24 protein-coding genes are annotated in these 23,404 nt (G+C 65.2%); 14 read left to right on the top strand and 10 right to left on the bottom strand.

Annotated elements, in window-relative coordinates; genetic code table 11:
• Positions 1–12: 12 nt before the first annotated feature.
• Positions 13–699 (bottom strand): O-methyltransferase, encoded by a 687-nt coding sequence (locus tag H290_RS0122400; protein WP_020109078.1) that lies wholly within the window; start codon positions 697–699, stop codon positions 13–15.
• Positions 700–999: 300 nt separating this feature from the next.
• Here H290_RS0122400 and sigE point away from each other — a divergent pair, with 300 nt between their 5' ends.
• From sigE to tatB, 4 genes are all read left to right on the top strand, one after another.
• On the top strand, positions 1,000–1,620 hold the full coding sequence (gene sigE / locus H290_RS0122395; RefSeq protein WP_036519935.1) for an RNA polymerase sigma factor SigE: 621 nt from the start codon (positions 1,000–1,002) through the stop codon (positions 1,618–1,620).
• Positions 1,621–1,791: 171 nt separating this feature from the next.
• A complete protein-coding gene (locus H290_RS29485; RefSeq protein WP_369758840.1) occupies positions 1,792–2,316 on the top strand; it encodes a hypothetical protein in 525 nt (174 codons plus the stop codon).
• 210 nt (positions 2,317–2,526) lie between these two features.
• Positions 2,527–4,038 carry a S1C family serine protease gene (locus H290_RS0122385; RefSeq protein ID WP_020109075.1) on the top strand — a complete coding sequence of 504 codons (1,512 nt, stop codon included), beginning with the start codon at positions 2,527–2,529 and terminating at the stop codon, positions 4,036–4,038.
• Positions 4,039–4,101: 63 nt separating this feature from the next.
• A complete protein-coding gene (gene tatB / locus H290_RS0122380; protein WP_020109074.1) occupies positions 4,102–4,584 on the top strand; it encodes a Sec-independent protein translocase protein TatB in 483 nt (160 codons plus the stop codon).
• 51 nt (positions 4,585–4,635) lie between these two features.
• On the opposite strand, the gene H290_RS0122375 is transcribed toward tatB, so the two are convergent.
• The 4 genes from H290_RS0122375 to H290_RS0122360 form a co-directional block, all read right to left on the bottom strand.
• Positions 4,636–5,796 carry an Mrp/NBP35 family ATP-binding protein gene (locus H290_RS0122375; RefSeq protein ID WP_020109073.1) on the bottom strand — a complete coding sequence of 387 codons (1,161 nt, stop codon included), beginning with the start codon at positions 5,794–5,796 and terminating at the stop codon, positions 4,636–4,638.
• 77 nt (positions 5,797–5,873) lie between these two features.
• Positions 5,874–6,818 carry a lytic transglycosylase domain-containing protein gene (locus tag H290_RS29480; RefSeq protein WP_020109072.1) on the bottom strand — a complete coding sequence of 315 codons (945 nt, stop codon included), beginning with the start codon at positions 6,816–6,818 and terminating at the stop codon, positions 5,874–5,876.
• Between the two features lie 207 nt (positions 6,819–7,025).
• Positions 7,026–7,601 (bottom strand): DUF1003 domain-containing protein, encoded by a 576-nt coding sequence (locus tag H290_RS0122365; protein ID WP_020109071.1) that lies wholly within the window; start codon positions 7,599–7,601, stop codon positions 7,026–7,028.
• Positions 7,601–8,923, bottom strand: a complete 1,323-nt coding sequence (locus tag H290_RS0122360; RefSeq protein WP_020109070.1) for a magnesium transporter MgtE N-terminal domain-containing protein — start codon at positions 8,921–8,923, stop codon at positions 7,601–7,603. The genes H290_RS0122365 and H290_RS0122360 overlap by 1 nt, the downstream gene beginning before the upstream one ends.
• Before the next feature lie 136 nt (positions 8,924–9,059).
• Here H290_RS0122360 and H290_RS0122355 point away from each other — a divergent pair, with 136 nt between their 5' ends.
• The 6 genes from H290_RS0122355 (at position 9,060) to H290_RS0122330 (ending at position 15,204) form a co-directional block, all read left to right on the top strand.
• A complete protein-coding gene (locus H290_RS0122355) occupies positions 9,060–10,016 on the top strand; it encodes a CoA ester lyase (RefSeq protein WP_020109069.1) in 957 nt (318 codons plus the stop codon).
• Positions 10,017–10,081: 65 nt separating this feature from the next.
• Positions 10,082–10,564 (top strand): general stress protein, encoded by a 483-nt coding sequence (locus H290_RS0122350; protein WP_020109068.1) that lies wholly within the window; start codon positions 10,082–10,084, stop codon positions 10,562–10,564.
• Positions 10,565–10,744: 180 nt separating this feature from the next.
• Entirely contained in the window at positions 10,745–12,259 is a 1,515-nt protein-coding gene (locus H290_RS0122345; RefSeq protein WP_020109067.1) for an extracellular solute-binding protein, read from the top strand.
• On the top strand, positions 12,181–13,191 hold the full coding sequence (locus H290_RS0122340) for a carbohydrate ABC transporter permease (RefSeq protein ID WP_369758841.1): 1,011 nt from the start codon (positions 12,181–12,183) through the stop codon (positions 13,189–13,191). Before H290_RS0122345 ends, H290_RS0122340 begins: the two co-directional genes overlap by 79 nt.
• 6 nt (positions 13,192–13,197) lie before the next feature.
• Entirely contained in the window at positions 13,198–14,028 is an 831-nt protein-coding gene (locus H290_RS0122335; RefSeq protein WP_020109065.1) for a carbohydrate ABC transporter permease, read from the top strand.
• 3 nt (positions 14,029–14,031) lie between these two features.
• Positions 14,032–15,204: an ABC transporter ATP-binding protein gene (locus H290_RS0122330; protein WP_020109064.1), complete on the top strand. Its 1,173-nt coding sequence runs from the start codon at positions 14,032–14,034 to the stop codon at positions 15,202–15,204.
• Here H290_RS0122330 and H290_RS0122325 read toward each other — a convergent pair whose 3' ends face one another.
• Positions 15,205–16,068, bottom strand: a complete 864-nt coding sequence (locus tag H290_RS0122325; RefSeq protein ID WP_020109063.1) for a hypothetical protein — start codon at positions 16,066–16,068, stop codon at positions 15,205–15,207. It lies immediately after the preceding gene.
• Positions 16,058–16,789: a metallophosphoesterase gene (locus H290_RS0122320; RefSeq protein ID WP_028463548.1), complete on the bottom strand. Its 732-nt coding sequence runs from the start codon at positions 16,787–16,789 to the stop codon at positions 16,058–16,060. The genes H290_RS0122325 and H290_RS0122320 overlap by 11 nt, the downstream gene beginning before the upstream one ends.
• A gap of 66 nt (positions 16,790–16,855) precedes the next feature.
• Here H290_RS0122320 and H290_RS0122315 point away from each other — a divergent pair, with 66 nt between their 5' ends.
• The gene (locus H290_RS0122315) at positions 16,856–17,449 is read left to right on the top strand and encodes a suppressor of fused domain protein (protein WP_020109061.1); all 594 of its coding nucleotides are present in this window, start codon (positions 16,856–16,858) and stop codon (positions 17,447–17,449) included.
• Positions 17,450–17,487: 38 nt separating this feature from the next.
• Here H290_RS0122315 and H290_RS0122310 read toward each other — a convergent pair whose 3' ends face one another.
• Positions 17,488–18,336 (bottom strand): LLM class flavin-dependent oxidoreductase, encoded by an 849-nt coding sequence (locus tag H290_RS0122310; protein WP_196809611.1) that lies wholly within the window; start codon positions 18,334–18,336, stop codon positions 17,488–17,490.
• 50 nt (positions 18,337–18,386) lie between these two features.
• On the opposite strand from H290_RS0122310, the gene H290_RS0122305 reads away from it, so the two are divergent.
• A complete protein-coding gene (locus H290_RS0122305) occupies positions 18,387–18,914 on the top strand; it encodes a TetR/AcrR family transcriptional regulator (RefSeq protein ID WP_020109059.1) in 528 nt (175 codons plus the stop codon).
• Positions 18,915–18,951: 37 nt separating this feature from the next.
• Here the strand turns inward: H290_RS0122305 and H290_RS0122300 are convergent, their stop codons facing one another.
• Positions 18,952–20,022: a magnesium and cobalt transport protein CorA gene (locus tag H290_RS0122300; RefSeq protein ID WP_036519906.1), complete on the bottom strand. Its 1,071-nt coding sequence runs from the start codon at positions 20,020–20,022 to the stop codon at positions 18,952–18,954.
• Positions 20,023–20,395: 373 nt separating this feature from the next.
• Here H290_RS0122300 and H290_RS0122290 point away from each other — a divergent pair, with 373 nt between their 5' ends.
• Both H290_RS0122290 and H290_RS0122285 read left to right on the top strand, forming a co-directional pair.
• Positions 20,396–21,589 carry an NADP-dependent malic enzyme gene (locus tag H290_RS0122290; protein WP_020109056.1) on the top strand — a complete coding sequence of 398 codons (1,194 nt, stop codon included), beginning with the start codon at positions 20,396–20,398 and terminating at the stop codon, positions 21,587–21,589.
• Positions 21,590–21,597: 8 nt separating this feature from the next.
• Positions 21,598–22,464, top strand: a complete 867-nt coding sequence (locus H290_RS0122285) for a glycine betaine ABC transporter substrate-binding protein (protein ID WP_036519921.1) — start codon at positions 21,598–21,600, stop codon at positions 22,462–22,464.
• A gap of 20 nt (positions 22,465–22,484) precedes the next feature.
• Here the strand turns inward: H290_RS0122285 and H290_RS0122280 are convergent, their stop codons facing one another.
• The gene (locus H290_RS0122280; RefSeq protein WP_020109054.1) at positions 22,485–23,402 is read right to left on the bottom strand and encodes an alpha/beta hydrolase; all 918 of its coding nucleotides are present in this window, start codon (positions 23,400–23,402) and stop codon (positions 22,485–22,487) included.
• Positions 23,403–23,404: the final 2 nt, after the last annotated feature.

Below are 23,404 nucleotides of genomic sequence, written 5' to 3'. Positions count from 1 at the left end.
CGGGGCTCGGCGTCAATCGCTCGAGGGGGCCTTGGCCGCGGCGAGTAGTCCGCGTCCGAGGGGGATCACCACCGGCAGCAGTGAGTCGTCGTCGGCGATGAGCATGGCTGCTTCGCGCGCGGCGAGTGCGCCCTGACCGGAACTGTTCGGGTCGGCGACGGTTCCGTCGGCCGATGCGTTGTGCACCACCAGGACGCCGCCGTCGCGAAGCAATCGGAGGCCTTCGGCGACAAAACGTGGCTGGTCTGTGACCGCGCCGTCGATGAACACCAGGTCGTAGCCGGCGTCGGACAGACGGGGGAGAACCTCGGCGGCGCGTCCGTTGATGAGGCGGGTCCGGCCGGGACTGATACCTGCGGTGTTGAAGGACTGCTTGGCGGCGCGGTGGTATTCACTTTCGGAATCGATGGTGGTCAGCACGCCGTCGGTGCGCATGCCGTTGAGGAGCCAGAGTCCGCTGATCCCGGCGCCGGTCCCCACCTCGACGACTGCTTTGGCGTTGACCAGACGGGCCAGGAGCGACAGCGCCGCACCCACCGCCGGGGTGATGGAGGGGGCACCGAGTTCATCGGACCGTTCGCGGGCCAGGCGGAGCGCTTCATCTTCGACGATCGCGGCCTCTGCGTAGTTGCTCAGTACTGCAGGGTCGATGACAGGTGGCGAGGATTCGGAATTGGCGTGCTGGCTCTCATCGGACACAGATCTGAGGTTAGCGCCGCACCTGGAATTGGCCGCCTAGGCGCGCTGAGCAGCAGATCCGGTCCGTCTTTCGATCGTGCGGACTCTCAGGTAACACTCAGGCCGCTCATAGTGAGTCCACACCCCGGTCGGACAGGGTCATAGGGGAACAAACCGGGCACGCTCTGGCGTTGGATTCTGTAACCCCGACGAAGTAGTGCTGTGCCGAATGACCGGAGAAGTGCGCCGGTCCTGGGGAGGAGAGTTGAGCAGATCGTGACAGAGGCCATCCGCGAAGACGGTGACGGGACGACTCTCGCTGTGTCCGGCACCGACGAATCCGTCATCGACTCCGCGACAGAACCGCAGGTCGGGACGGCGCGTTTCGACGCCACCGGCGATGCGGCCCTGATGCCGGCCTGGGATGAGCTGGTCCGTGAACACGCCGATCGGGTATACCGACTGGCCTATCGGCTCTCGGGTAATCAGCACGATGCCGAAGATCTGACGCAGGAGACCTTCATCAGGGTTTTCCGGTCGCTCTCGAGCTACAAGGCCGGCACGTTCGAAGGCTGGCTGCACCGCATCACCACAAATCTCTTCCTCGACATGGTCCGCCGCCGGAACAAGATCCGGATGGAAGCGCTTCCCGAGGACTATGAGCGGGTGCCGGGCACCGATCCGAATCCCGAAGAGATCTACAACGACGCCAACCTCGACCCGGATCTGCAGCGGGCCCTGGATGCACTGGCACCGGAGTTTCGTGCCGCCGTGGTCCTGTGCGACATCGAAGGTCTGTCGTACGAGGAGATCGCCACGACGCTGGGCGTCAAACTCGGAACCGTGCGCAGCCGGATTCATCGTGGCCGGCAGGCGATCCGCGGCCATCTCGCCGCCAGCGGTCACCACTCCGGACGATCGGTCATGACGCCGGAGTTCTGACGGGGGTGTGATCTATGACGCGCTTGTGGTCGACGGGAACCCGCGGGGACACGACTTCGTTGGTGGTGTTGGACGAGGACACGGCGAACATGCGCCGAAGTCCGTAGAGTCGAGGCGAGTTGTCGAGATGCCCAAATGCCCGTCGGGCACGTGAGAAAAGGAGCGGACGAGGTGAGTGAACGCACCCCTGAAGACTCCGGCCCCGGTGATGTGAACCGCGCCGACGTGAACGGCGCCAAGGAGTCAGGCAAGGACGACCGAACCAATGGTTTGCGTAACCGGCGTCGGTCACTGGGCTGGTTCCCGGCGTCGTCGATGGTCTCGTCGAACAAGGATTATCGCGCGCCGGGCAGTGCCGGCGGTCGTCGCTTCCTGTCCACCGAACATCTCGCGACCGAGGCGGTCGCGGCCTATGTCGACGGCGAGCTGCGGATGAATGCGTACATGCGCGCGTCGCAGCACCTCGAGATGTGCGCGCAGTGCCGCGCAGAGGTCGACGCGCAGAGCTCGGCGCGTGCGGCTCTGCGCCGCTCCGGTCAGGTCGCGATGCCCGCGGGTCTGCTCGGTGCGCTCAATCAGATTCCCACCAGAGAGATCGACCTCCGCGCCACCGCCGGTAATCCGGCAGAGGTCACGCCTGATGAACCGCTGCTCGGTTCACCCGGTTTCCCGGTCCACCGCCGGCGTAACCGCTGAACCATGCGTGTGCGGTAGCGCCGCGATGTTGGTCTGCGGACAACCAGGTCGCGGCCGGTTTTGTCCCGGGTCGCCAGGGAGTCTCGGGTTTTGCACAGCCAGGCAGGTAGCCTCGGTGAGGATTGATCGGCGGTGCCGGTGAATCTGCGACCGAATAGCCGCGAACGAGGGGTTCGAGTTTTTCATGAGACCGGATGACCGGGCGGGCCAGTGACCGACACTGACAAGTACGGCCTCGGCGCTGATTCCCCTACTGCACCAGGCGAGTTCGATCAGGCCCCCCGACTGGGACCACGGCCGAATGAACGGCCACCGGTGCCGCCGCAGACTGCGGCCGTATTCGGGCGCCCCGCCGGTGTCGAGGGTGCATTTGCACCGTCCGATGCCGCACCTTCGCGGTCACCGCAGCCGGTCGTGTCGAATCCCGATCCGGTGTTGCGTGAAGCGTTCTCCCGTCCCGAAGGCGCGCCGGACACCCTGCAACGGGATCCGGATGCAGACGCTGGTGACGTCGATCAGACCCCCGAACCCGAAGATCCCTGGCGTGATCCCGATGCCGCGGCGAGCCTGAGTTCGCCGGCGGTCGAGACGAAGGTTCCTCCACCACCGACCACCCCCGGGCCGAAGCTGGGTGTTCGCGAAGTGCTCTTCGACCGCAAGGTCAGCTGGCAGGCCCTGGCGGTGCTGGCGGTGATCGCCGTGCTGGTCGGAGTGCTCGGGGGCCTGATCGGCCGGCTGACCGCCGAAGTCACCTCGCCCCTGCACTCGGACACAGTGAGCCTGTCCGGCAGCGACGACGACAACGAGGGCGAACCACGTAGTCAGGTTGCCCGCGTCGCGAAGGCCGTCGAGAAGTCGGTGGTCATGGTCGACGTCCGCCTGCCCAACGGTGGCGGAACCGGATCCGGAGTGGTCATCGACCAAGAGGGCTACATCGTCACGAACAACCACGTGATCTCGATGGCGGCCAACGACGCGAGCGCCAAACTCGAAGTCGTCTTCTCCGACGGGACCCGCGTACCGGCTCGCATCGTCGGTCGCGACATCCGGACCGACCTCGCTGTCCTCAAGGTCGACAACGTGGACAACCTCACCGTGGCGCAGCTGGGCGACTCCGACAAGCTCCAGATCGGCGAAGAGGTGGTTGCGTTCGGAGCGCCACTGGGCCTCGATCGCACCGTTACGAGCGGGATCGTCAGTGCGATCGATCGGGCTGTGCCGCTGCGTCCGGACGAGACGTCCGACACCGACGCGGTCATCGACGCCATCCAGACCGACGCCGCGATCAACCCGGGTAACTCGGGTGGTCCGCTGGTCGACGACCAGGGTCGTGTCATCGGCATCAACACCGCCGGGCTGGCGCCGAACGGCGGTTCGATCGGCCTCGGGTTCGCGATCCCGGTCAACGAGTTCCTGCCGGTCGCGCAGTCCCTGATCAAGACCGGACAAGTGGTTCACGCACAGATCGGCGTGAACGCCAGTTCTGTCCGCAACGACCAGGTGCTCGGAGCACAGATCCGCAACGTCGTCGAGGGTTCTCCGGCAGCACAGGCAGGTATTCGCGAGGGTGACGTGATCACCAAGTTCAACGGCCGGGTGACCGATGACGCCGACGAACTGACGGTGGCTGTTCGCACGGCCGAGATCGGAAAGCCGGTGAAGTTCGAATACTGGCGCGATGGCCGGACATTCGAGGGCACCGTCACCCCGGCCGCCGACTGAGAAGTTCCTGCGAGATCGCTGCGGCCAATTCGACAGCGGCTGACTTACCAGTAATCTGGAGCCGTGTTCAGCAGCGTCGGGTGGGGCGAAATCATGATCTTGATGATCGCGGGTCTGGTGATCCTCGGTCCCGAGCGGTTACCCGATGCGGTCAAGTGGACTCTGAAGTCGGTACGGCAGGTCCGGGACTACGCCACCGGCGCCACCAGCCAGCTCAAAGACGACCTCGGTGCCGATTTCGAGGACCTGCGCAAACCACTGGCCGATCTCAACGAGCTGCGGGGGATGAGCCCTCGCAAGGTGATCACCAAGCATCTGCTGGACGGCGACGACTCGTTCTTCACGGGCACGTTCGATTCCGGGACCAAGATCAAACCGGTATCCCAGCCGTTGCCGACCACCGATGAGAACTCGAGGGTCATCCCTGCCACCCCCGCCGACAAACCGGCGCCGCCCTCGTTGTCCAAGACCGTCGCCCCGGCCCCGGCCCCGGCCCCGGCCCCGGCCGCTGACGTCACCGGCGTCGATCGCTGGGACGCCACCTGAGGCTGAGGCCGCGAACGTTGCTCCGCCGCTGATCGTCGGCGTAATCGGTGATCAGAGCAGGGGTTTGCCGACGTTGCGGGCGGTGTCGATGCCCAGGTTCATGCCGGCCAGCCCGCGCTTGCGGACGGCGAGCTTGTCGGCCACCTGACGTAGCGCGGCACCGGCCGCGGACTCGGGGGCGGAGAGCACCAGCGGGATACCTTCGTCGCCACCTTCGCGCAGGGCCGGGTCCAGTGGAATCTGGCCCAGCAGCGGTACCTCGGCGCCGACAGCGACGGTGAGACGCTGCGCGACCTTGGCGCCGCCACCGGAGCCGAACGGTTCCATGCGGGTTCCGTCGGGAAGTTCCATCCACGACATGTTCTCCACCACGCCCATGATCTTCTGGCGGGTCTGCAGGGCGATCGCTCCGGCACGCTCGGCAACCTCGGCGGCCGCCTGCTGTGGAGTGGTCACCACCAGGATCTCGGCGCCCGGGATGAGCTGTGCCACCGAGATCGCCACGTCGCCGGTGCCCGGGGGCAGATCGAGCAGCAGGATGTCCAGGTCGCCCCAGAACACATCGGCAAGGAATTGCTGCAACGCGCGGTGCAGCATCGGCCCACGCCAGACGACCGGGGTGTTGCCACTCGTGAACTGCGCGATCGAGATGAACTTCACCTGGTGGCTGATCGGCGGCATGATCATCTTCTCGACCTGCGTGGGCTTTGCGTCGTTGCCCAGCATGCGGGGCACCGAGTGGCCGTAGATGTCGGCGTCGAGCACACCGACCTTCAATCCGCGCTCGGCCAGCGCCGCAGCCAGGTTGACGGTGATGCTCGACTTGCCGACACCACCCTTGCCGGAGGCGACGGCATAGACGCGCGTCAGCGATCCTGGCTGGGCAAACGGGATGATCGGCTCGGCGCGGTCACCGCGCAGGCTTTTACGCAGGTCGGTGCGTTGCTCGTCGTTCATCACGTCGAGTTCGACGGAGATCGCGCCCACCCCGGGGACGTCGGCCGCAGCGGTACTCACGCGCTGCGTGATCTCGGTGCGCAGCGGGCAGGCGGCTGTCGTCAGATAGATCACGATGGCCACGCTCGCGTCGTCGGCGATCGAGATCGACTTGACCATGCCGAGGTCGGTGATGGGTTTACCGATCTCGGGGTCGTTCACTTTGGCCAGAGCTGCGCGAATGGCTGACTCGGTCGGCAATGTTGCTTGTGTCATCAGGCGATCAGTTTACGCGCGCGCCAAACGTCGCCCACTTCGGCCGGGGTTGAACCCGCCATCGGCTCCGGATCCGATCAGGCGGGCGGCGGTGGAGGTGGCGGTGGGGGCAGCAACGACTGCAGTTCCGGTGGCAGACAGACGATCACGCAGGGCTCGGGTGTGGGGGACGAGGACGACGAACTCGACGACGAACTGCTGCTCGAGCTGCCGGAGGGACTGGTGCTGCTGCTCGACGAGGAACTCGAACTCGATGACGTCGGATCCGGCAGTGGTCCGGTGTCGGTGGGCGCGGCGTTTGTGGCGTATCCGATGGCCCAGGACAGCACGTTCGCGGCGTATTCCGCCGAATGGTTGTATCGCATGACCGCACTGACGCGGGTTTTCTCCGACATGATGTCGACGACGCCTGAGCAGAGGTACCGGCCGGCGGAGTAGGTCGAGTCGAAGATGTTGTTCGGGTCGGCGTTGCCATCACCGTTGGCATCCGAACCCCAGGCGGCCCACGTGGACGGGATGAACTGCATCGGCCCCATCGCCCGGTCGTGGCCGGCGTCTCCATCGAGGCGACCGCCGTCGCTATCTGTGATCACGGCGTTGCCGGCCAGGGTGCCATCGAGCACCGGGCCGGCGATCGGGGTGAGGGTGGTGCCGGAACTGTCGACGTTGCCGCCGCCGGCGTGCCCCGATTCGATCCGGCCGATGCCGGCGAGCAGGTACCAGGGCAGCTGGCATTGCGGGCTCTCGGCGCCGACGCGTTGTTCGGCGAGTTTGTAGGCATGCAGGACGATGCCGGGGATACCCAGCGGTCCGGCGGGCAGTTGGGCCGCCGGCACTCGCTGTGGCTCCGCAGTCGGCGCGACCGGTTCCGGGGCGACCTCTCGCGGTGGCGGCGGTGTGAAGGCGAGGTCAGGTCGAGCCGAGGGGGGCAGGATCAAGGCACCCGCGAGATCCACCTCGGCGCTGGCGGTCAATGCCGGCGCCGGACCGATGTGCGCACTGGAGGTCACCGCGGCCAGCATTCCGACACCGACGACCGCACAACCGGTCAACAATTGGACTCGACCCCACCGCACGCGATACCGCTCCTGTTAGATCTCCCCGGCCCCCCGGGATGGCCCAGGCGAATGTGACCCACGATACATATTTGTCACCGGGGTGCGTGGCGAAATCGATTTGTCACAGAAATGCAGCGATTGGTGATCCTGCAGCGGACCACGGGGCTCGACTCAATCGGTATGCGGGGCAACCGGTTTCCCGGACCCCTCGGTCTTGGCCCGGTCGCCCAGAATTCGTTCCGACAGCTCGGTCAGCAAATCGTCGAGTTCGCGCCGCAGGTAGTCACGGGTGACCGTGTCGCCGACGGCGAGTCGGACCGCCGCCAACTCGCGGGCCAGGAATTCGGTGTCGGCCTTGGTCTGCTCGGCCCGCATCCGGTCTTCTTCGAGCGAGACCTTGTCCCGGTTCTCCTGACGGTTCTGGGCCAGCAGGATCAGCGGTGCGGCGTAGGCGGCCTGGGTGGAGAACGCCAGGTTGAGCAAAATGAAGGGGTACGGATCCCATTGCAGGGTGATGACCGCGATATTCAGGAAGATCCAGATGATGACGATGATGGTCTGGATGGCCAGATAGCGGCCGGTGCCCAGGAAGCGGGCTATCCGCTCGCCGTAGACACCGACAACGTCGGAATCGAGATTGAAATTCCACCGACGACGCTCCCCGGGCGTGTCCAGGCGTCGGGCCGAGCGTGCACTCTGGCGCTCGGCGCGGTCCTGCAGACGGGCGTCGGACGGCTTCGAAGTCATCACCGCATCCCTTCGGTTGTGACGTCGTCGTCCTCATCGTCGTCGTCCTCATCGTCGTCGGCCTCGGTCTCCCGCCAGTCCTCGGGCAGGAGGTGGTCGAGGAGGTCATCGACGGTCACCGCTCCGATGAGGTGTCCGTCGTCATCGAGAACCGGCCCGCAGACGAGGTTGTAGGTGGCGAAGTAGCGGGTGACCTTCTCCAGCGAGTCCTCGGAGCCCAGGCAGGGGAGCCGGTCGTCGAGGATACCTCCGACCAGGTTGGCGGGCGGTTCCCGCAACAGGGCCTGGATGTGGACGCAGCCCAGGTATTTGCCGGTCGGTGTGGACGTCGGTTGCCGCACCACGAACGTCAGGGATGCCGATGCCGGGGTGAGGTCGGGATTGCGCGCCCGGGCCAGCGCTTCAGAGATGGTCGTGGAGGCGGTGACCACCAGTGGTTCGGTGGTCATCATGCCGCCTGCGGTGTCGGGTGAGTGCAGCATGAGCCGGCGGACCGGTTCGGACTCCTCCGGGTCCATCAACTGCAGCAGGGCTTCGGCCTCGATGTCGGGGAGTTCGCTGAGCAGGTCGGCAGCGTCGTCGGGGTCCATGGCCTCGAGCACGTCGGCGGCCCGTTCGACTTTCATATGGGTGAGCAGTTCGGTCTGATCGTCCGAGGGGAGTTCCTGGACGACGTCGGCCAGCCGTTCGTCATCGAGGGCCGAGGCGATCTCGAGGCGCCGTTTGGCCGGGAGTTCGCGCAGCGCATGGGCGACGTCGGCGGCGCGCATGCCCTCGAATCGCGACAGGATCTGGGCCACACCCTGTCCTGGCAGTGCCAGGGCGCTCTGGGTCAGACCGAGCACGTGGTTCCACTCGACCACATGGGTCTCGCCGCGTCGGCCGAGTCGGGTGCGGGCGCCGCGGACCGCGACCCGGGAGATCACCCAGTCCCGGGTGCGCCGCCGCTCGATCGCCAGGTCGACGACCGTCAGGTCCTCGCCCTGCAGGTGCGCCAGATCCGGATCATCAACGCGCACCCGCGATTCGACGATCTGACCGAGGACGAGAGCCTCACCCGGCCGGATGATCAACCGGCGCAGGCTCACGGTTCCGGTGTTGAGCGTGACGGAGTGCGGTTCGATGGCGGTGACGCGTGGCATCGGTACGAAGATGCGACGGCGGGTGGTCAATTCGACGGCGAGACCGAGGACCCGGGGTTGTCCGGTGCCGAACCTGATCGAGACCACCACGTCCCGGACCCGGCCGATCGATTCACCGTCCGGACCGAGCACCGCCAGACCGGCCAGCCTGGCCACGAATGCTTTGCTCACCGCTGCCATGGCTGTAAGGGTAGTGGGGCAACGTCAGGCCACCGGGCAGCGCCGTCGGTACGGCCACGTCCGCGGCAGATTTCAGATGCGGGCAGAATCAGACATGGAAGAAATCGAACGCCACGCCATCGTCACGAGGAGTCACATGTACGCCGCCGCCCGCCGGTCCATTCTCGCCGTACCCGCCAGCAGCTCGCGGATGCTGGAGAAGGCGCGTGGACTGCCCGCCGACGAGATCTTCCTCGATCTCGAGGACGCCGTGGCCCCCGGTGCGAAGGCGGCCGGTCGCGCTGCGGTCGTGACGGCGCTCGCGGCACCGGACTGGGCAGGGCAGGCCCGGGTCGTCCGGGTCAACGACTGGACCACACCGTGGACGCTCGACGATGTGGTGACGGTGGTCCGGGGTGCCGGTGCGCACCTCGATTCGATCCTGCTCCCGAAGGTGACCTCGGCCGCACAGGTGACCGCGTTGGATCTGCTGCTGCGGCAACTGGAGATCAACGCAGGGTTGCCGGTGGGGCAGATCGGGGTGCAGGCCCAGATCGAGAATGCGCAGGGGCTGGCGGCCATCAACGAAATCGCCTCGGCGAGTGACCGATTGCGTTCGTTGGTGCTCGGTCCGGCCGACATGATGGCCAGTCTGGGTATGCGCGGCCTCGCTGTCGGCGAGCAGCCGCAGGGCTACGTGACCGGCGACGCGCATCACCATGTGTTGATGACCATCCTGGTGGCGGCCCGCGCACATGGTTTGACGGCCATCGACGGTCCCTACCTGAAAATCGATGATGCGCAAGGCTTCCGGGCGGTGGCCGACGCCTCGGCAGCGCTCGGCTACGACGGCAAGTGGGTGGTCCATCCGAGTCAGATCGACATCGCCAACGAGGTCTTCAGTCCCCGTCAGTCGGACTACGACACCGCCGAGAACCTCCTCGATGCATACGCACATGCGACGTCGGCCGCCGGCGGCGAGCGCGGTGCGGTCCGCTTCGAAGGTGAGATGATCGACGAGGCGAGCCGGAAGATGGCCGAGGTGATCGCCGCCAAGGGGCGGGCCGCGGGCATGACACGGACACCGGATGCCGACGCTGCCGCACAGGACTGAAAGGCATCACCGAACCGCTCGGCATTTCGGCCCCGAACAGTTTTTCCACGAAGGACACGGTGACGATGACCAACCCGATGCAACCGAAGCCGCGACAAGGATTGCCGACGCCGCCCAAGGGGTGGCCGATCGGTTCGTACACGACGTACGCGGAAGCCCAACGCGCTGTGGACTTCCTCGCCGACGAGCACTTCGAGGTCCAGGACGTCACCATCGTCGGTGTTGATCTCATGCAGGTCGAGCGGGTGCTCGGGCGGCTGACCTGGGGCAAGGTGATCGGCGGCGGGATCGTGTCCGGTGCCTGGCTGGGTCTGTTCTTCGGGCTGCTGGTGGGAATTGTTGTCGAGGATCCGTTGATGCCGTTGATCATTGGCCTGGTCGGCGGTGTCGTCTTCGGTGTGGTGACGACGTCGATCCCGTATGCGGCCACCAGGGGCCAACGTGACTTCTCGTCGACGATGCAGTTGGTCGCGGGCCGTTACGACGTGCTGTGCGATCCGAAGAGCGCCGAACGGGCCCGCGACATGCTCACCCGCCTGCGGCCCTAGCGTCCGCCCGAACTCGAAACGACACGCCTGGAACGGCGTTCCTGCGTCACTTGATCACTTCTTGGTGCCACTATGTCCATTGTGCTGCGCGTCACTATTTGGCGGCTATAACGTAAGTGCTGGGCATTCAGGTGTGTGCTTGGAAGACTGCGCGCACCTCCAACGCATCGAGGAGGCTGCGTGAAGCGCAAAGGCGATCGCCCCGCGGAAGGGAAATTGTCCGCAGGTATTGACGGAGCGGGTTTCCCCGATTCGGGACCCAAGAAATACGGCGGACTAAAGAAATTCGGATTGTCCTGCGCTGCAATCGCTGTGGCGCTACCGGTGATCAGTGCCTGCGATTCCGGAAGTACGCCCGGGACGATCAACATTTACGCCCCCGCCGATGGCGCCTCATTCATCGAAGAGGCAGGAGCCACCTGCACCGCCAATTCGAATGGCGAATACAAGGTGAAGACGTTTGTCCTTCCGAAATCCGCGGACGACCAGCGGTTGCAGTTGGCGCGCAGGCTCGCCGGCGACGACCACGGCCTGGACCTCATGGGTATGGACGTCGTGTGGACCGCGGAGTTCGCCAACGCCGGCTGGATGGAACCGGTCCCGGACGATCTAGCGGCCAAGGTTGCGGACACCACGCTCGGTGGACCGATCGAAACAGCGTTGTGGAAGACCGCCGACGACGCCAACGCGCGTCTCTACGCAATTCCCACCTGGACCAATACGCAGCTGCTCTGGTACCGGAAAGACGTGCTCCAGCAGTATCTGGGCCGGACCACACCGCCCACCACGTGGGACCAGATGCTGGTCGAGAACGAGCAGATCCGCAAAGCCGGTGGACCGAGCTACATCATGGTGCAGGGCAAGCAGTATGAGGGTCTGATGGTGTGGTTCAACTCGGTGCTCGTCAGTGCCGGCGGGCGGGTGCTCGACCCGGCGAACCCGGACAAGCAGACGCTCAACGACACGCCCGAACACCGCGCGGCAACGCTGAAGGCACTGCAGGTATTGAAGGCCGTTGCAACGGCGCCGGGTCACGATCCCTCGATCACGAACAGCGATGAATCGTCGGCCCGTCTCGGAATGGAAAGCGGCCAGGCCACCTTCGAGGTCAACTGGCCGTTTGTGTTCCCGTCGATGCGGACGAACTCGGCCGCCGGCGATGTGGCATTCCTCAAAGAGGTGGAGCAGCAGTACGGTCCGATGTTCGCCGATCCCGACAATCCGCCTGCCGATGCGGATCTCGCGCCGGTCAATGACCTGGTGCGGACCAAGTTCGACTTCAGCAGGTACCCGGGCGTGCAAGAAGGCGAGAACTCGCGGGTGACTCTCGGTGGGGTCAACATCGCGGTCGCCGACACCTCGCAGCAAAAAGAACTGGCGTTCAAGGCCGCTGAGTGCCTGACCGACGAACAGTCCCAGAAGCTGTACGCGATCAGCGGTGGTACGCCTCCCACGATCGCATCGATCTACGACGACCCGGAGTTCACGGCGGCTTACCCGATGGGTGATTTGATCAAGGCCCAGCTGGAGAGCGAATCGGCCGCGTTGCGACCGGCCTCGCCTGCTTACCAGGCGATTTCGACACTGATCACCGCAAAGCTGAGTCCGGTCGGTTCCTGGGATCCGGAACCGATGGTCGACGTACTGGCCGAGCAGGTCGACAAGGCACTCAAAGGGGAGGGACTGATCCCATGACCGCAACGCTGGACAAGGAATCTGCTCCGAGCAAAAAGAAGAAGCCCGCACTGAGCGAAGGCAAGCGGGCCGAACGGAAGCTGGGTTTTTGGCTGATCACCCCAGCGGTGATCATGATGATCCTGGTCACCGGGTTCCCGATCGTGTACGCGTTCTGGCTCAGCCTGCTGAAGGCCAGCCTGGCCGCACCGGATGACAACGAGTTCATCGGACTCACCAATTACGCCACAGTCCTGACCGACAGCTATTGGTGGACGGCCCTTGCCATCACGTCGTTCATCACCGTCGTGTCGGTGGCCATCGAGCTGGTGCTCGGCATGGCGATCGCCCTGGTCATGCACCGCACGCTGTTCGCCAAAGGCCTGATCCGCACGGTGGTCCTGATCCCGTACGGCATCGTGACCGTGGCCGCGGCGTTCTCCTGGTACTACGCCTGGACACCGGGCACGGGGTATCTGGCGAACCTGCTGCCCGAGGGCAGCGCCCCGCTCACCGAGCAGTGGCCGTCGCTGGCGGTCATCATCCTCGCGGAGGTCTGGAAGACAACACCATTCATGGCGTTGCTGCTCCTGGCCGGCCTGGCACTGGTGCCGGACGACCTCCTCAAGGCGGCGCAGATGGACGGTGCCGGTCCATGGACCCGGCTGTGGCGGATCATTCTTCCGCTCATGAAACCCGCGATCCTGGTGGCGCTGCTGTTCCGTACGCTCGACGCCTTCCGCGTGTTCGACAACATCTACATCCTGACCCGAGGCTCCAACAACACGTACTCGGTCTCGATGTTGGGCTACGACAACCTGTTCAAGGCTTTCAACCTCGGCGTCGGATCCGCGATCAGCGTGCTCATCTTCGTGTGCGTGGCGATCATTGCGTTCATCTTCATCAAGTTGTTCGGCGCCGCGGCGCCCGGCTCTGACAACGAAGGGCGGTAGGCACCGATGAACAATCTGATGGGACGCCGTATCGGGTGGTCGGTTGTCAACCTGATCGTGTTGGCCTACGCGTTGATTCCGGTTCTGTGGATCGCGAGTCTGTCGTTCAAACCGCCGGGCACGGTGAAGGACGGCAACTTCATCCCCGTCGAATGGACGTGGGACAACTACACGAGCATCTTCGACACCAGCGCTTTCACCTCGGCACTGCGCAACTCGATCGGAATCGGGTTGATCACCACGGTGATCGCCGTGGTTCTGGGCACGATGGCCGCCTATGCCATTGCGCGACTGGACTTCCCGGGCAAGAAAGCGTTGGTGGGTGCGGCGCTCCTGATCGCGATGTTCCCCCAGATCTCGCTGGTGACGCCCTTGTTCAACATTGAACGACAGCTGGGTATCTTCGACACCTGGATCGGTCTGATCCTGCCGTACATCACCTTTGCGTTGCCGTTGGCGATCTACACCTTGTCGGCATTCTTCAAGGAGATCCCGTGGGAACTGGAGAAGGCGGCGAAGATGGACGGCGCCACACCGGCGCAGGCATTTCGTAAGGTCATCGCGCCGCTGGCGGCTCCGGGAATCGTGACCGCGGCGATCCTGGTGTTCATCTTCGCCTGGAACGACCTGTTGCTGGCGATCTCACTGACGTCGACGGAACGGTCGATCACGGCTCCGGTGGCGATCGCGAACTTCACCGGCAGCAGTCAATTCGAAGAACCCACGGGATCGACTGCGGCTGCGGCCGTGGTCATCACGATCCCGATCATCTTCTTTGTCCTTATATTCCAACGTCGAATCGTTGCCGGTCTGACCTCCGGCGCTGTGAAGGGATAACCAATGGCCGAGATCGTGTTGGACCAGGTGAGCAAGAAGTACCCGGACGGTTCGGTGGCCGTCAGCGATGTGGACCTCACCATCGCCGATGGCGAGTTCATCATTCTGGTCGGCCCGTCCGGATGCGGAAAGTCGACAGCCCTCAACATGATCGCCGGTCTCGAGGACATCTCCTCCGGCGAGCTCCGAATCGACGGCGAGAGGGTCAACGAGAAGGCGCCCAAGGACCGTGACATCGCCATGGTGTTCCAGTCCTATGCGCTGTACCCGCACATGACCGTCCGGAACAACATCGCCTTCCCACTCACGCTGGCGAAAATGCCGAAGGAAGAGATCGCAAAGAAGGTCGACGAAGCGGCCCGGATCCTCGACCTCGAACAGTATCTGGACCGTAAGCCGTCCAACCTCTCCGGTGGTCAGCGCCAGCGTGTTGCGATGGGTCGCGCGATCGTCCGGTCGCCCAAGGCCTTCCTGATGGACGAGCCGCTGTCGAACCTCGATGCCAAGCTGCGTGTGCAGATGCGTACGGAAATCGCTGTGCTGCAACAGCGTCTGGGCACCACGACGGTGTATGTGACCCACGACCAGACCGAGGCCATGACCCTCGGTGACCGGGTGGTGGTTCTGCGTGCGGGTAAGGCGCAGCAGATCGGTTCGCCTGCAGAGCTCTACAACACCCCGGCCAACCTGTTCGTCGCCGGGTTCATCGGCTCACCCGCGATGAACTTCCTGCCGGGCCGGTTGACGCAGACCGGCATCGAGACCGCCATCGGTGAGGTGGTTCCCACCGACATGGGCAAGGTGATCGAGAACGCCAAGGCTGCGCGGAGTAACGGTGAAGTGCTGATCGGTATCCGGCCGGAGCATTTCGAGGACGTGAATCTGGTCGACGCGGTCACTCGTTCGCGGGGTACGACGTTCAACGCGAAGATCACGGTTCTCGAATCGATGGGTTCGGACAATTACGCCTACTTCAACGTCGAGGGTGGTCAGGCATCGTCCGCGGCCCTGGCCGAGCTCGCCGCCGATGCGGGTCAGGAGATGGGCGGCGGTCAGCTGATCGCCCGCCTCTCACCCGAGTCGCCGATCGCCAAGGGGCAGCAGGCCGAGTTGTTCTATGACACGTCGAAATTGCTTGTCTTCGACCAGGACAGCGGGGCCAACCTCAGCCTGTAGTCACGGGAGCTTTCGCCGGCGCCGGGAGCGGACGAGGAGTTCATCGATGATCTCCTCATCCCAGATGTGCCTGCGCACCAACCGGTAACGCTCACACGCCAGCCACAGGTACAGCTCGGCGTCACTGTCGATCTCGGGCAAGATCTCTGCCCGCCGAGCCATCCGGACCACGGGCAGGAACTCCTCGCCGAACCAACGGCGGGCGACTTCGGTCCGGCCCAGGAACGTTCCGGTTTCCTGGATCAGCCGGAAACCCCACGCCTCGACGTTCTCGGCGAGTTCGGCGTAGTCGAAGGGATCGTCGAACACTATCGCCGCGCGCTGTTTGCGTTCCAGGGGGACGCGCGACGCGAAAAGCCGACGGTGATCTTTCATGATCAGATCGGATCGCGCGTGAATGCCCTCGGGGGAGATCCGCGTGTGGATCTCGGTGACGTAGGCGTCGATCTTGGTGAATCGCCGGGCGATGGCAATCGACACCCGATGGTGGCCGTCGTTCACGAAATGCATGTTCCCGATGCGGAACAGCTGCACGGGCGGGACCGATTCACCACGGCGCTGGGCGGTGGCGAGTCGTTGCCACCGTTCCCGGATGCGTGTGGACGTGGGACGGAAGTAGCGGTCGAAGTCGCGGGTGCGGTCGACACTGCCCACGATCGTCGACACCTCGACAACCACCAGTCCCAGATAGCTCTCACCGGTTTTGCCCAGTGCGGCAACTACTTCGTCGAACGGCAGCACGGTGTTGACGTCGGCGGGCTGCCGGGTCAGCCAGGCCGACAGCCGGGCGAGTTCGGCGCGCCGACGTTGTCTGCTGAAGTCGTTTTCGGCGTCGGCGGCGGGAAAGCCGGTGTCACGAGCCATGTCGCCTCCGAAGGATCTCGACCGGACCGCTGCCGGGTTCGATGTCGAACACGCTGTAACCGACGGTGTTCATCGACAATGTGCTCGAGCGTAGTGACCCGGGCGTGCGCTTCTTGTGCAGGATCGTGTGATCCATCGGGGGCTGCCCGTGAGGATGAATGTGTCCGTGTACCAACAGTTGTGGGCGCAGGCGATAGATCAGCGGCAGGTAGCAGCGGAACCCGCGGTGCGGGCCGTCTTCGGCGTCTCCGATACCGCGGGCGGGGCTGTGGGTGAGCAGGATGTCGACACCGCCGGATCCGGGTGCCAGACGATAGCGGAAGCGTTGCAGCGCAAGCCGGTTGGCGCGCTGCCGCTGGGTGGCTTCGCGGTACTGGTTGGGCCCGCTGTTGTAGCGGATGCAGCCACCGAGTCCGGCGACCCGGAGTCCGGCCACCGTCACGATCCGTCCGTCGGCATTCACCGCACCCTGCGGTCCGGGATCGGTCGTCGGGAGACCGGCCTGCATCCAGCCGTTGCGGGTGCGCTTGAAGCCGGACAGGTCGCGGTCGTGGTTACCCGGTACGAACACACAGGGTGCCTCGAACCGGATCATCAGTTTCTCGATGTAGTCGAACGGCAGGTCTCCGGCGCCGATGATGAGGTCAGGCGCCAGTTCGTCGGCCACCCCGTGGTGGAGGCTGTCGACGACTTCATCCGAGACCGCGAGGACACGTACCACCACACCGACCCTAGCCCCGTGGGGTCGTCGGGGACGCGAGATGGTGGTGTTTTACTGGACAGTGCAATGAGTGATTCTGAATCGTCGGTGATCGAACGGGTGTCGGCGCACCTCCGGCAGGCATTCGAGGGGCCGCAGCCCCAACGCGCATCGGTGACGTTTCTGGGTCTGGAATCGATTGACGTGCTGCGATTTACCGACGGGGGCGATGAGGTCGCGTACGTCTCACTGGGTTGCAGCCGCCATCCGATGGGAGAGCCCGACCAGATGCTGGTCGATCCCACCGTCGGTCCCCGCGGCGAGATCGTTGTCCGGATGTATGCCTCGGCACCGTTGCCGGGCCTGCACCGCAGCGTCGCGATGCTGGCGGCAGCGCCTGCGGTCGAGGGCCTGGTGCTCACCGCGGACGGACTGATCGACCTCGGCGAGCCACTCTGGGAGGGCTCGAACTGCACGGCCGTGGTGTTGGAGGCCGACATCATCGAGAACTGCCCGTTGTCCGGCGACATGGACGATGTCACGTTCTTCCGGGCCATCCCGATCACCGCCAACGAGGCCGCGTGGGTGCGACTGAAGGGCATCGATGCCCTGCGCGGTGCCTGGGCCGAAGCGGGCATCGACGTCCGCGATCCCGGTCGCGCCGGCGCCACTATCGGCTGACCCGCCGGCGACCCCGGTTGATGCGCCGGGCAGTGTGATCAGCCCAGGGGTGGCCCCTGCTGAATTCGCTTACGGGTGGCGTCCAGATCGCCGCCCGCGGTGAAACTCGATTCGATCCACCACGTGGCACCGGCCTGGCGGCAGGCGTCGACCACAGCGGTATCGGATGGACTCTCGGTGGTGCCGAATCTGATGACGTCGAAGGGTTCGCCGGTGGTGCGCAGGGTGGTCACGTAGTCGACCGCGCTGCGAACATCGGCGGGGGCGACATCGAGTCCGTATGTCCCGGCGGTGACCAGGCCGTCCCATCGCGCCGCCCGCCTGAGCGGGTTGCGGGCCGGCCAGGACGCCGCGACCCAGATCGGTACCCGGGGCTGCTGGACGGTGGGTGTGAACGGGGCACATTCGATGTCGTAGTGGTCGCCGTGATGGTTCACCGGTTGCCCGCTCAGGAGTGTGGCGAGGACGTCCAGCCCTTCGTCGAGCGCAGTCGCTCGTTGCCGGGGGTCGGCGCCGTCGCCGAATGCGGCGTAGTCGGGGAGGTACGGATACCCGGCGCCGACACCGAGGGTCAGGCGTCCGCCGGACAGGTGGTCGAGGGTGATGATCTCGCGGGCGAGTTTGCCCAGATGACGCCGGGGGACCGGGGTGACCAGCGTACCCAATCGGATGCGTTCGGTCTGCAAAGCCATCGCGGTCAGCGCGATCCATGGATCGACCACCGGTTCTGTGAATTGCAGGTGGTCCCAGAGGTAGAAACCGTCCCATCCGGCCGCTTCGGCGTCAGCGGCCAGACCGGCGAGAACGCGGACATCGCCGCAGAAGTCGAAGTTCGGTGTGTAGTAGCCGAACTTCATCGTTGGGTGTGGTCCGGATGTGGGAGGCATGACCCAGAATGTTACAGACATTACACATCTTGTAAAGTGTGTTCGTGGCTATGGAACAAGGTGGCGACGATGACGACTCACGCCGGACGCGGATACTCCGCGCGACGGCGACGGTGCTTGCGCGGATGGGTCCGACCCGGTTGAACATGTCCGAGGTGGCGACCACGGCCAAGGTGTCCAGGCCCACGCTGTATCGATATTTCCCGTCGAAGGAGGTGCTCCTCGACGCGCTGGGTCAGTACGAACAGGAGCGGGTGCACAAGGCGGTCGCGGCTGCGGTCGACGGGCTCAGCGGTCGCGAACGACTCGAGGCCCTGTTGCGGTACATGGTCGAGTCACACAACTCCTATCCGCTCCGGAATCTCATCCTCATCGAACCCGAGCACGAGCTCGGTGAGATCGAACGCGTGTTACCCGTTGTGCAGCAATGGATCGAGCCGGAGTTCGAAGGCCCGGCCGGTCACACGATCGCCGGGGCGATCGCACGTATTGCGATCTGCCACTATCTTTTTCCCGACGACGACGACGGACAGTCGTTTCTCGCCCAGCTTCGCCGGGTTGCCGGGCTCGACACCTGAGGCAATGAACTCGCTGCCAGGATCGGGTGAGAAGCTTTCAGAGCCAATGGTTTCGGCGGAACGTTCGCCACAGTGCAGTGCAGACGCAGACCAGGAACAGCAGCACAAAGTAGTAGCTGTACTTCCACCCCAACTCCGGCATGTTCTCGAAGTTCATCCCGTAGATGCCCGCGACCATGGTCGGCACAGACGCGATGGCAACCCACGCTGAGATCTTTCGCATGTCGGTGTTCTGCTGGATGCCGACCTTGGCCAATGCGGCATCGATCAGGGAGGTCAGAACCTCGTCGTAGCTGGTGATCCGTTCATTGACGCTGCTGTGATGGTCCGAGACGTCGCGGAAGTACCGTCGCACTTCCTTGGGAACCAGCTTGTCCTCGGACCCGGTGAGGCGGCGAAGTGCGATGTCGAGGGGTGCAACGGCTCGCCGTAGCTCCATCACTTCACGCTTGAGGAGGTACACCGGCTCGATTTCCACCCGCCGGCCCGGTGAGAAGACGTTCACTTCCACAGCGTCCACATCGTGTTCGATTCTCGCGGTCACGTCGATGTAGGTGTCGACAACGTGGTCGGCGACCGCGTGCATCACGGCGCTCGGGCCCAGCGCGAGTTGTTCGGGGCGTGCTTCGAGCTGTTTGCGAACCCCGGCCAGACCGGTGTGGTCGCCGTGGCGGACCGTGATGACGAAGTCAGGACCCGAGATCACCATGATCTCTCCGGTTTCGACGACCTCGTTTGCCACCTGAAGTGTTTCGTGTTCAACATATTTCACGGTCTTGAGGACCAGGAAGAGGATGTTGTCGTACTGCTCGAGCTTGGGTCGCTGATGGGCCAGCACCGCGTCCTCGACGACCAGTTCGTGGAGGCCGAAAGCTTCTGCGACGCCTTCCATCTGGCGGTTTTCGGGGGCGTGCAGTCCGACCCAGACGTAGCCCTGGCCCGTTGTCCGGACCTCGCGGAGGGCGCCGGAGAATGTGCGCATACCGGGCAATCGGCGTCCGTCGACGTATACCGCGCAGTCGACCACCGCCCGGGACGGGGGAATTGGAACCGGCGCGGTGACTTTCGGTTCTACCGACCCGGTTCGAAGGTGTGGCCGCGGTGGCATGTGCAGCCTCCTGTCCTGTGGTCGCCGATGACCGTTCCGGTCCATCGCAGACTGTACGCCGCGCGAGTGCATCGGGCATCGCACAACTGCGTGGCGACGAACCCGATGAGGGGCGGTTCCAGAGGGGTGCCGCTGTTCCTGTCACCGGTCGGTCATCGTCCCCTCGTCGTGCACCGCCGGGCCGCCTGGTTGGCCCGGTTGTGACCTTCCTGGTGATCACAGTGGTCGCGATCGGGGTGGTAATCGTCGTCGGCTCCGCGCGCGGCGTCATCGTTGCAGGCCGGTGATGTGAACCACGCTGGAATGTTGCCTGTTGCTCACGATCCGGAGGTCTTTAGGTGTGAGTTCGGCCATCTGAAGTAGCGTTGTCGCCGTGACCGAGACTGGGGGCGTAGAAGCGCCCGTAAACGAAGACAATGCAGCATTGGCGATCACCCGTGAGGAGATCTTTGCCGGCCATGAAGGCGGCAAGCTGTCGGTGAGCATCACCGCTCCACTCGACACGAAGAAAGCGCTGTCCATTGCTTACACACCCGGCGTTGCCGAGGTGTCGCGGGCGATTGCCGCCGACCCCGAACTGGCCCGCCGCTACACCTGGACCAGTCGGCTGGTGGCCGTTGTCAGTGACGGCAGCGCCGTACTCGGACTCGGTGACATCGGCCCGAGCGCCTCGCTCCCGGTCATGGAGGGCAAGTCTGCCCTGTTCAAGAACTTTGCCGGGCTCGATTCGATCCCGCTGGTACTGAGCACGCAGGATCCCGACGAGATCGTCGAGACCCTGGTCCGGCTGCGGCATTCCTTCGGTGCGGTGAACCTCGAGGACATCTCCGCGCCCCGTTGCTTCGAGATCGAGAAGCGGGTCATCGAGGCGCTCGACTGCCCGGTGATGCACGACGATCAGCACGGCACCGCGATTGTGGTCCTGGCCGCGCTGAAAGCCGCGACCAAGCTCCTGGGCAAGCCCCGCGGCGGCCTGAAGGTCGTGATCTCCGGCGCCGGTGCCGCCGGTGTGGCCTGTAGCAACATCCTGCTGGCCGATGGCATCGCCGATGTCACGGTGATCGACAGCAAGGGCATCGTGCATTCCGGCCGCACCGACCTCAACGACGTGAAGGCCGAACTGGCCGCTCGCACCAACCCTGACGGCCGCACCGGATCGTTGTCGGATGCGCTGGTCGGTGCCGACGTCTTCGTGGGCGTCAGTGCGGGAACCGTGCCCGAAGCCGGCTTGGCGGCCATGAACTCCGACGCGATCATCTTTGCGCTGTCGAACCCCGATCCCGAGGTCCATCCCGAGGTCGCCGCGAAGTATGCGGCAGTGGTCGCCACCGGCCGGAGCGACTACCCCAACCAGATCAACAACGTGCTGGCCTTCCCCGGAGTGTTCCGCGGTGCGCTCGACGCCGGTGCCCGACGCATCACCGAGGCCATGAAGCTCGCTGCCGCGGACGCGATCGTCGAGGTTCTCGGCGACGATCTCGCGGCGGACATGATCGTGCCCAGTCCGCTCGATCCCCGGGTCGCCCCGGCGGTCGCGGCCGCAGTTGCCCGGGTCGCCGCTGAGTGAGCGGTTCCATGATCCGCGGGTATCGGCGGATGCTGTCGGCGTTGGTACTGACCGGCGCCTTGGTACTCGCGGGTTGCTCGGAACCCGGTCCGGCGGCGCAGCCGCTGGTCACCGGGTCGACTGCGGACACCCCGAGCCGCGTCGTCACGGCCATCTACGCCGGAGCGCTGCGCAACGCGGGAGCCGACGTCTCCGACGATCATCCGGTCGGTGACTACGGTCAACTACTCGAGGGCATGGACGATCGTTCGGTCGATCTGATGCCGGCCTGGTCGGGGGAGCTGCTCGGGCAACTCAACCCCGGCGCCGCCGGACGAAGTTCCGAAGACGTCTACAGCGAACTGAATCGCGCTCTGCCGCAGGGTGTCTCGGTGGGCGACGCGACCTCCGTGCAGAACAAACAACTGGTGTACGTCTCGGCGGGGCTCGCCACCGCGGCCGACGCCGACGAGCTCGCCGATTGTGGTCGGCTGCCGGCCGGGCTGCCACTGGTCGCCGTCGCCGAACCCGACCCCGTCACCCTCACCGAGTTGGCCGGTGCCGGTTGCGTTTTCGCCCCTCCGGTGGTGCTCACCGACGACGAGGCCATCGCGGAGGTCGCCGCCGGGCGGGCAGCCGGACTCTTCTCGGCGCTCGGTGTGGTCGGCGATGACTCCGGCCTGCAGGCCCTGACCGATGCCACCGACGCCATGCGTGCACAGGACCTGGTGCCGGTCTTCCGGACCGCGGCATTGGACCGCAACCTGTTTCGCGCGATGAACAAGGTCGCCGGCGAGCTGACCACCGCCGACCTCACCACGATGGCGGCAGAGGTCGACGGCGGTGCGGAGGTGTCGGCGGTGGCCGGTCGCTGGCTGGCCGAACACGGGAGCTGAACCAGGGCGGTGCCTGATTGCTACGCGGTGAACCCGGCGGTTCGGGTCAGGTGTCTGGACAGGTAGTCGCCGAGTTCGTCGACCGCTGCGGCGGCAGCCGGCATCAACGGGGCGGCCACGTGACCGACATGCCAGAGCCGGCCGAGATCGCTCAGCGTGACATCGACCCCGGCGGCCTCGAGATCGGTGGCGAAGTCGTTCACCTGCTGCCACAACATCTCCGGCCGGCCGATCTGGACCAGCGTCGGCGGTAGCCCGGCGAGGTTGCCGCGCCCGGGTGCATACCGCGGATCGTCGGGATCCCCATCACCGAGATACATGTCGGCGCTCAGGCCGGACCAGGCGGCGCTCACCACGATGTCGGTGCCGTTGTCGTCCTGCCGCGCTGCGGGATCAACCCAGGGCGAGATGAGTCCCAGAGCGGCCGGGCGCAGGTCGTGTTCGTCGATCAGTACCCGGGCCGCCGCCACGGTCAATCCGCCACCGGCCGAGTCGCCGGCGATCGCAATCGATTCGGGGTCGTATCCCCGCGTCACCAGATCCCGGAAGGCCGCGACCGCGTCGTCGACCGCGGCCGGGCACGGATGTTCGGGTGCCAGCCGGTAGTCGAGGACGTAGACCTCGGCCTCGGCGGCCGCGGCCAAACTGGTCGTCAGACCGCGATGGGACCTCGGTGAACCGGTGACGTAGCCGCCCCCGTGAAGGTAGAGGATCGCTTGACCCTGCTGCGTCGGGCCGACGGTGATCCGTTCGGCCGGCAGGCCTCCCAGAACGATCTTGCGGATCACCTGGTTGGGAACCGGTGGAAGCACCCGTGCACTGGCATCGAGCAGTCGCCGCTGCATCGTGGGTGAGAGCCGGGCGTTCAAAGCCACGCGGAAAAGGGGTGTGAACAGACGCTCGCTGATCGGGATGGACAGCGCCACAGACGGACTCATCA

Source organism: Nocardia sp. 348MFTsu5.1 (assembly GCF_000383535.1).
Classification (GTDB): domain Bacteria; phylum Actinomycetota; class Actinomycetes; order Mycobacteriales; family Mycobacteriaceae; genus Williamsia; species Williamsia faeni.
The sequence above is the reverse complement of the archived record's forward strand: the minus strand, read 5'-3'. Positions and strand labels throughout refer to the sequence as shown.

Excerpts from the sequence above, each read along its gene's own strand:
- H290_RS0122310 (WP_196809611.1), bottom strand. The coding sequence starts at position 18,336 with ATGCCTCCCACATCCGGACCACACCCAACGATGAAGTTCGGCTACTAC.
- H290_RS0122355 (WP_020109069.1), top strand. The coding sequence starts at position 9,060 with ATGTACGCCGCCGCCCGCCGGTCCATTCTCGCCGTACCCGCCAGCAGC.
- H290_RS0122315 (WP_020109061.1), top strand. The coding sequence starts at position 16,856 with ATGAGTGATTCTGAATCGTCGGTGATCGAACGGGTGTCGGCGCACCTC.
- H290_RS0122330 (WP_020109064.1), top strand. The coding sequence starts at position 14,032 with ATGGCCGAGATCGTGTTGGACCAGGTGAGCAAGAAGTACCCGGACGGT.
- H290_RS29480 (WP_020109072.1), bottom strand. The coding sequence starts at position 6,818 with ATGCTGGCCGCGGTGACCTCCAGTGCGCACATCGGTCCGGCGCCGGCA.
- H290_RS0122305 (WP_020109059.1), top strand. The coding sequence starts at position 18,387 with ATGGAACAAGGTGGCGACGATGACGACTCACGCCGGACGCGGATACTC.
- H290_RS0122365 (WP_020109071.1), bottom strand. The coding sequence starts at position 7,601 with ATGACTTCGAAGCCGTCCGACGCCCGTCTGCAGGACCGCGCCGAGCGC.
- H290_RS0122335 (WP_020109065.1), top strand. The coding sequence starts at position 13,198 with ATGAACAATCTGATGGGACGCCGTATCGGGTGGTCGGTTGTCAACCTG.
- H290_RS0122360 (WP_020109070.1), bottom strand. The coding sequence starts at position 8,923 with ATGGCAGCGGTGAGCAAAGCATTCGTGGCCAGGCTGGCCGGTCTGGCG.
- H290_RS0122300 (WP_036519906.1), bottom strand. The coding sequence starts at position 20,022 with ATGCCACCGCGGCCACACCTTCGAACCGGGTCGGTAGAACCGAAAGTC.
- H290_RS0122350 (WP_020109068.1), top strand. The coding sequence starts at position 10,082 with ATGACCAACCCGATGCAACCGAAGCCGCGACAAGGATTGCCGACGCCG.
- H290_RS0122325 (WP_020109063.1), bottom strand. The coding sequence starts at position 16,068 with ATGGCTCGTGACACCGGCTTTCCCGCCGCCGACGCCGAAAACGACTTC.
- H290_RS0122285 (WP_036519921.1), top strand. The coding sequence starts at position 21,598 with ATGATCCGCGGGTATCGGCGGATGCTGTCGGCGTTGGTACTGACCGGC.
- H290_RS0122280 (WP_020109054.1), bottom strand. The coding sequence starts at position 23,402 with ATGAGTCCGTCTGTGGCGCTGTCCATCCCGATCAGCGAGCGTCTGTTC.
- H290_RS0122375 (WP_020109073.1), bottom strand. The coding sequence starts at position 5,796 with ATGACACAAGCAACATTGCCGACCGAGTCAGCCATTCGCGCAGCTCTG.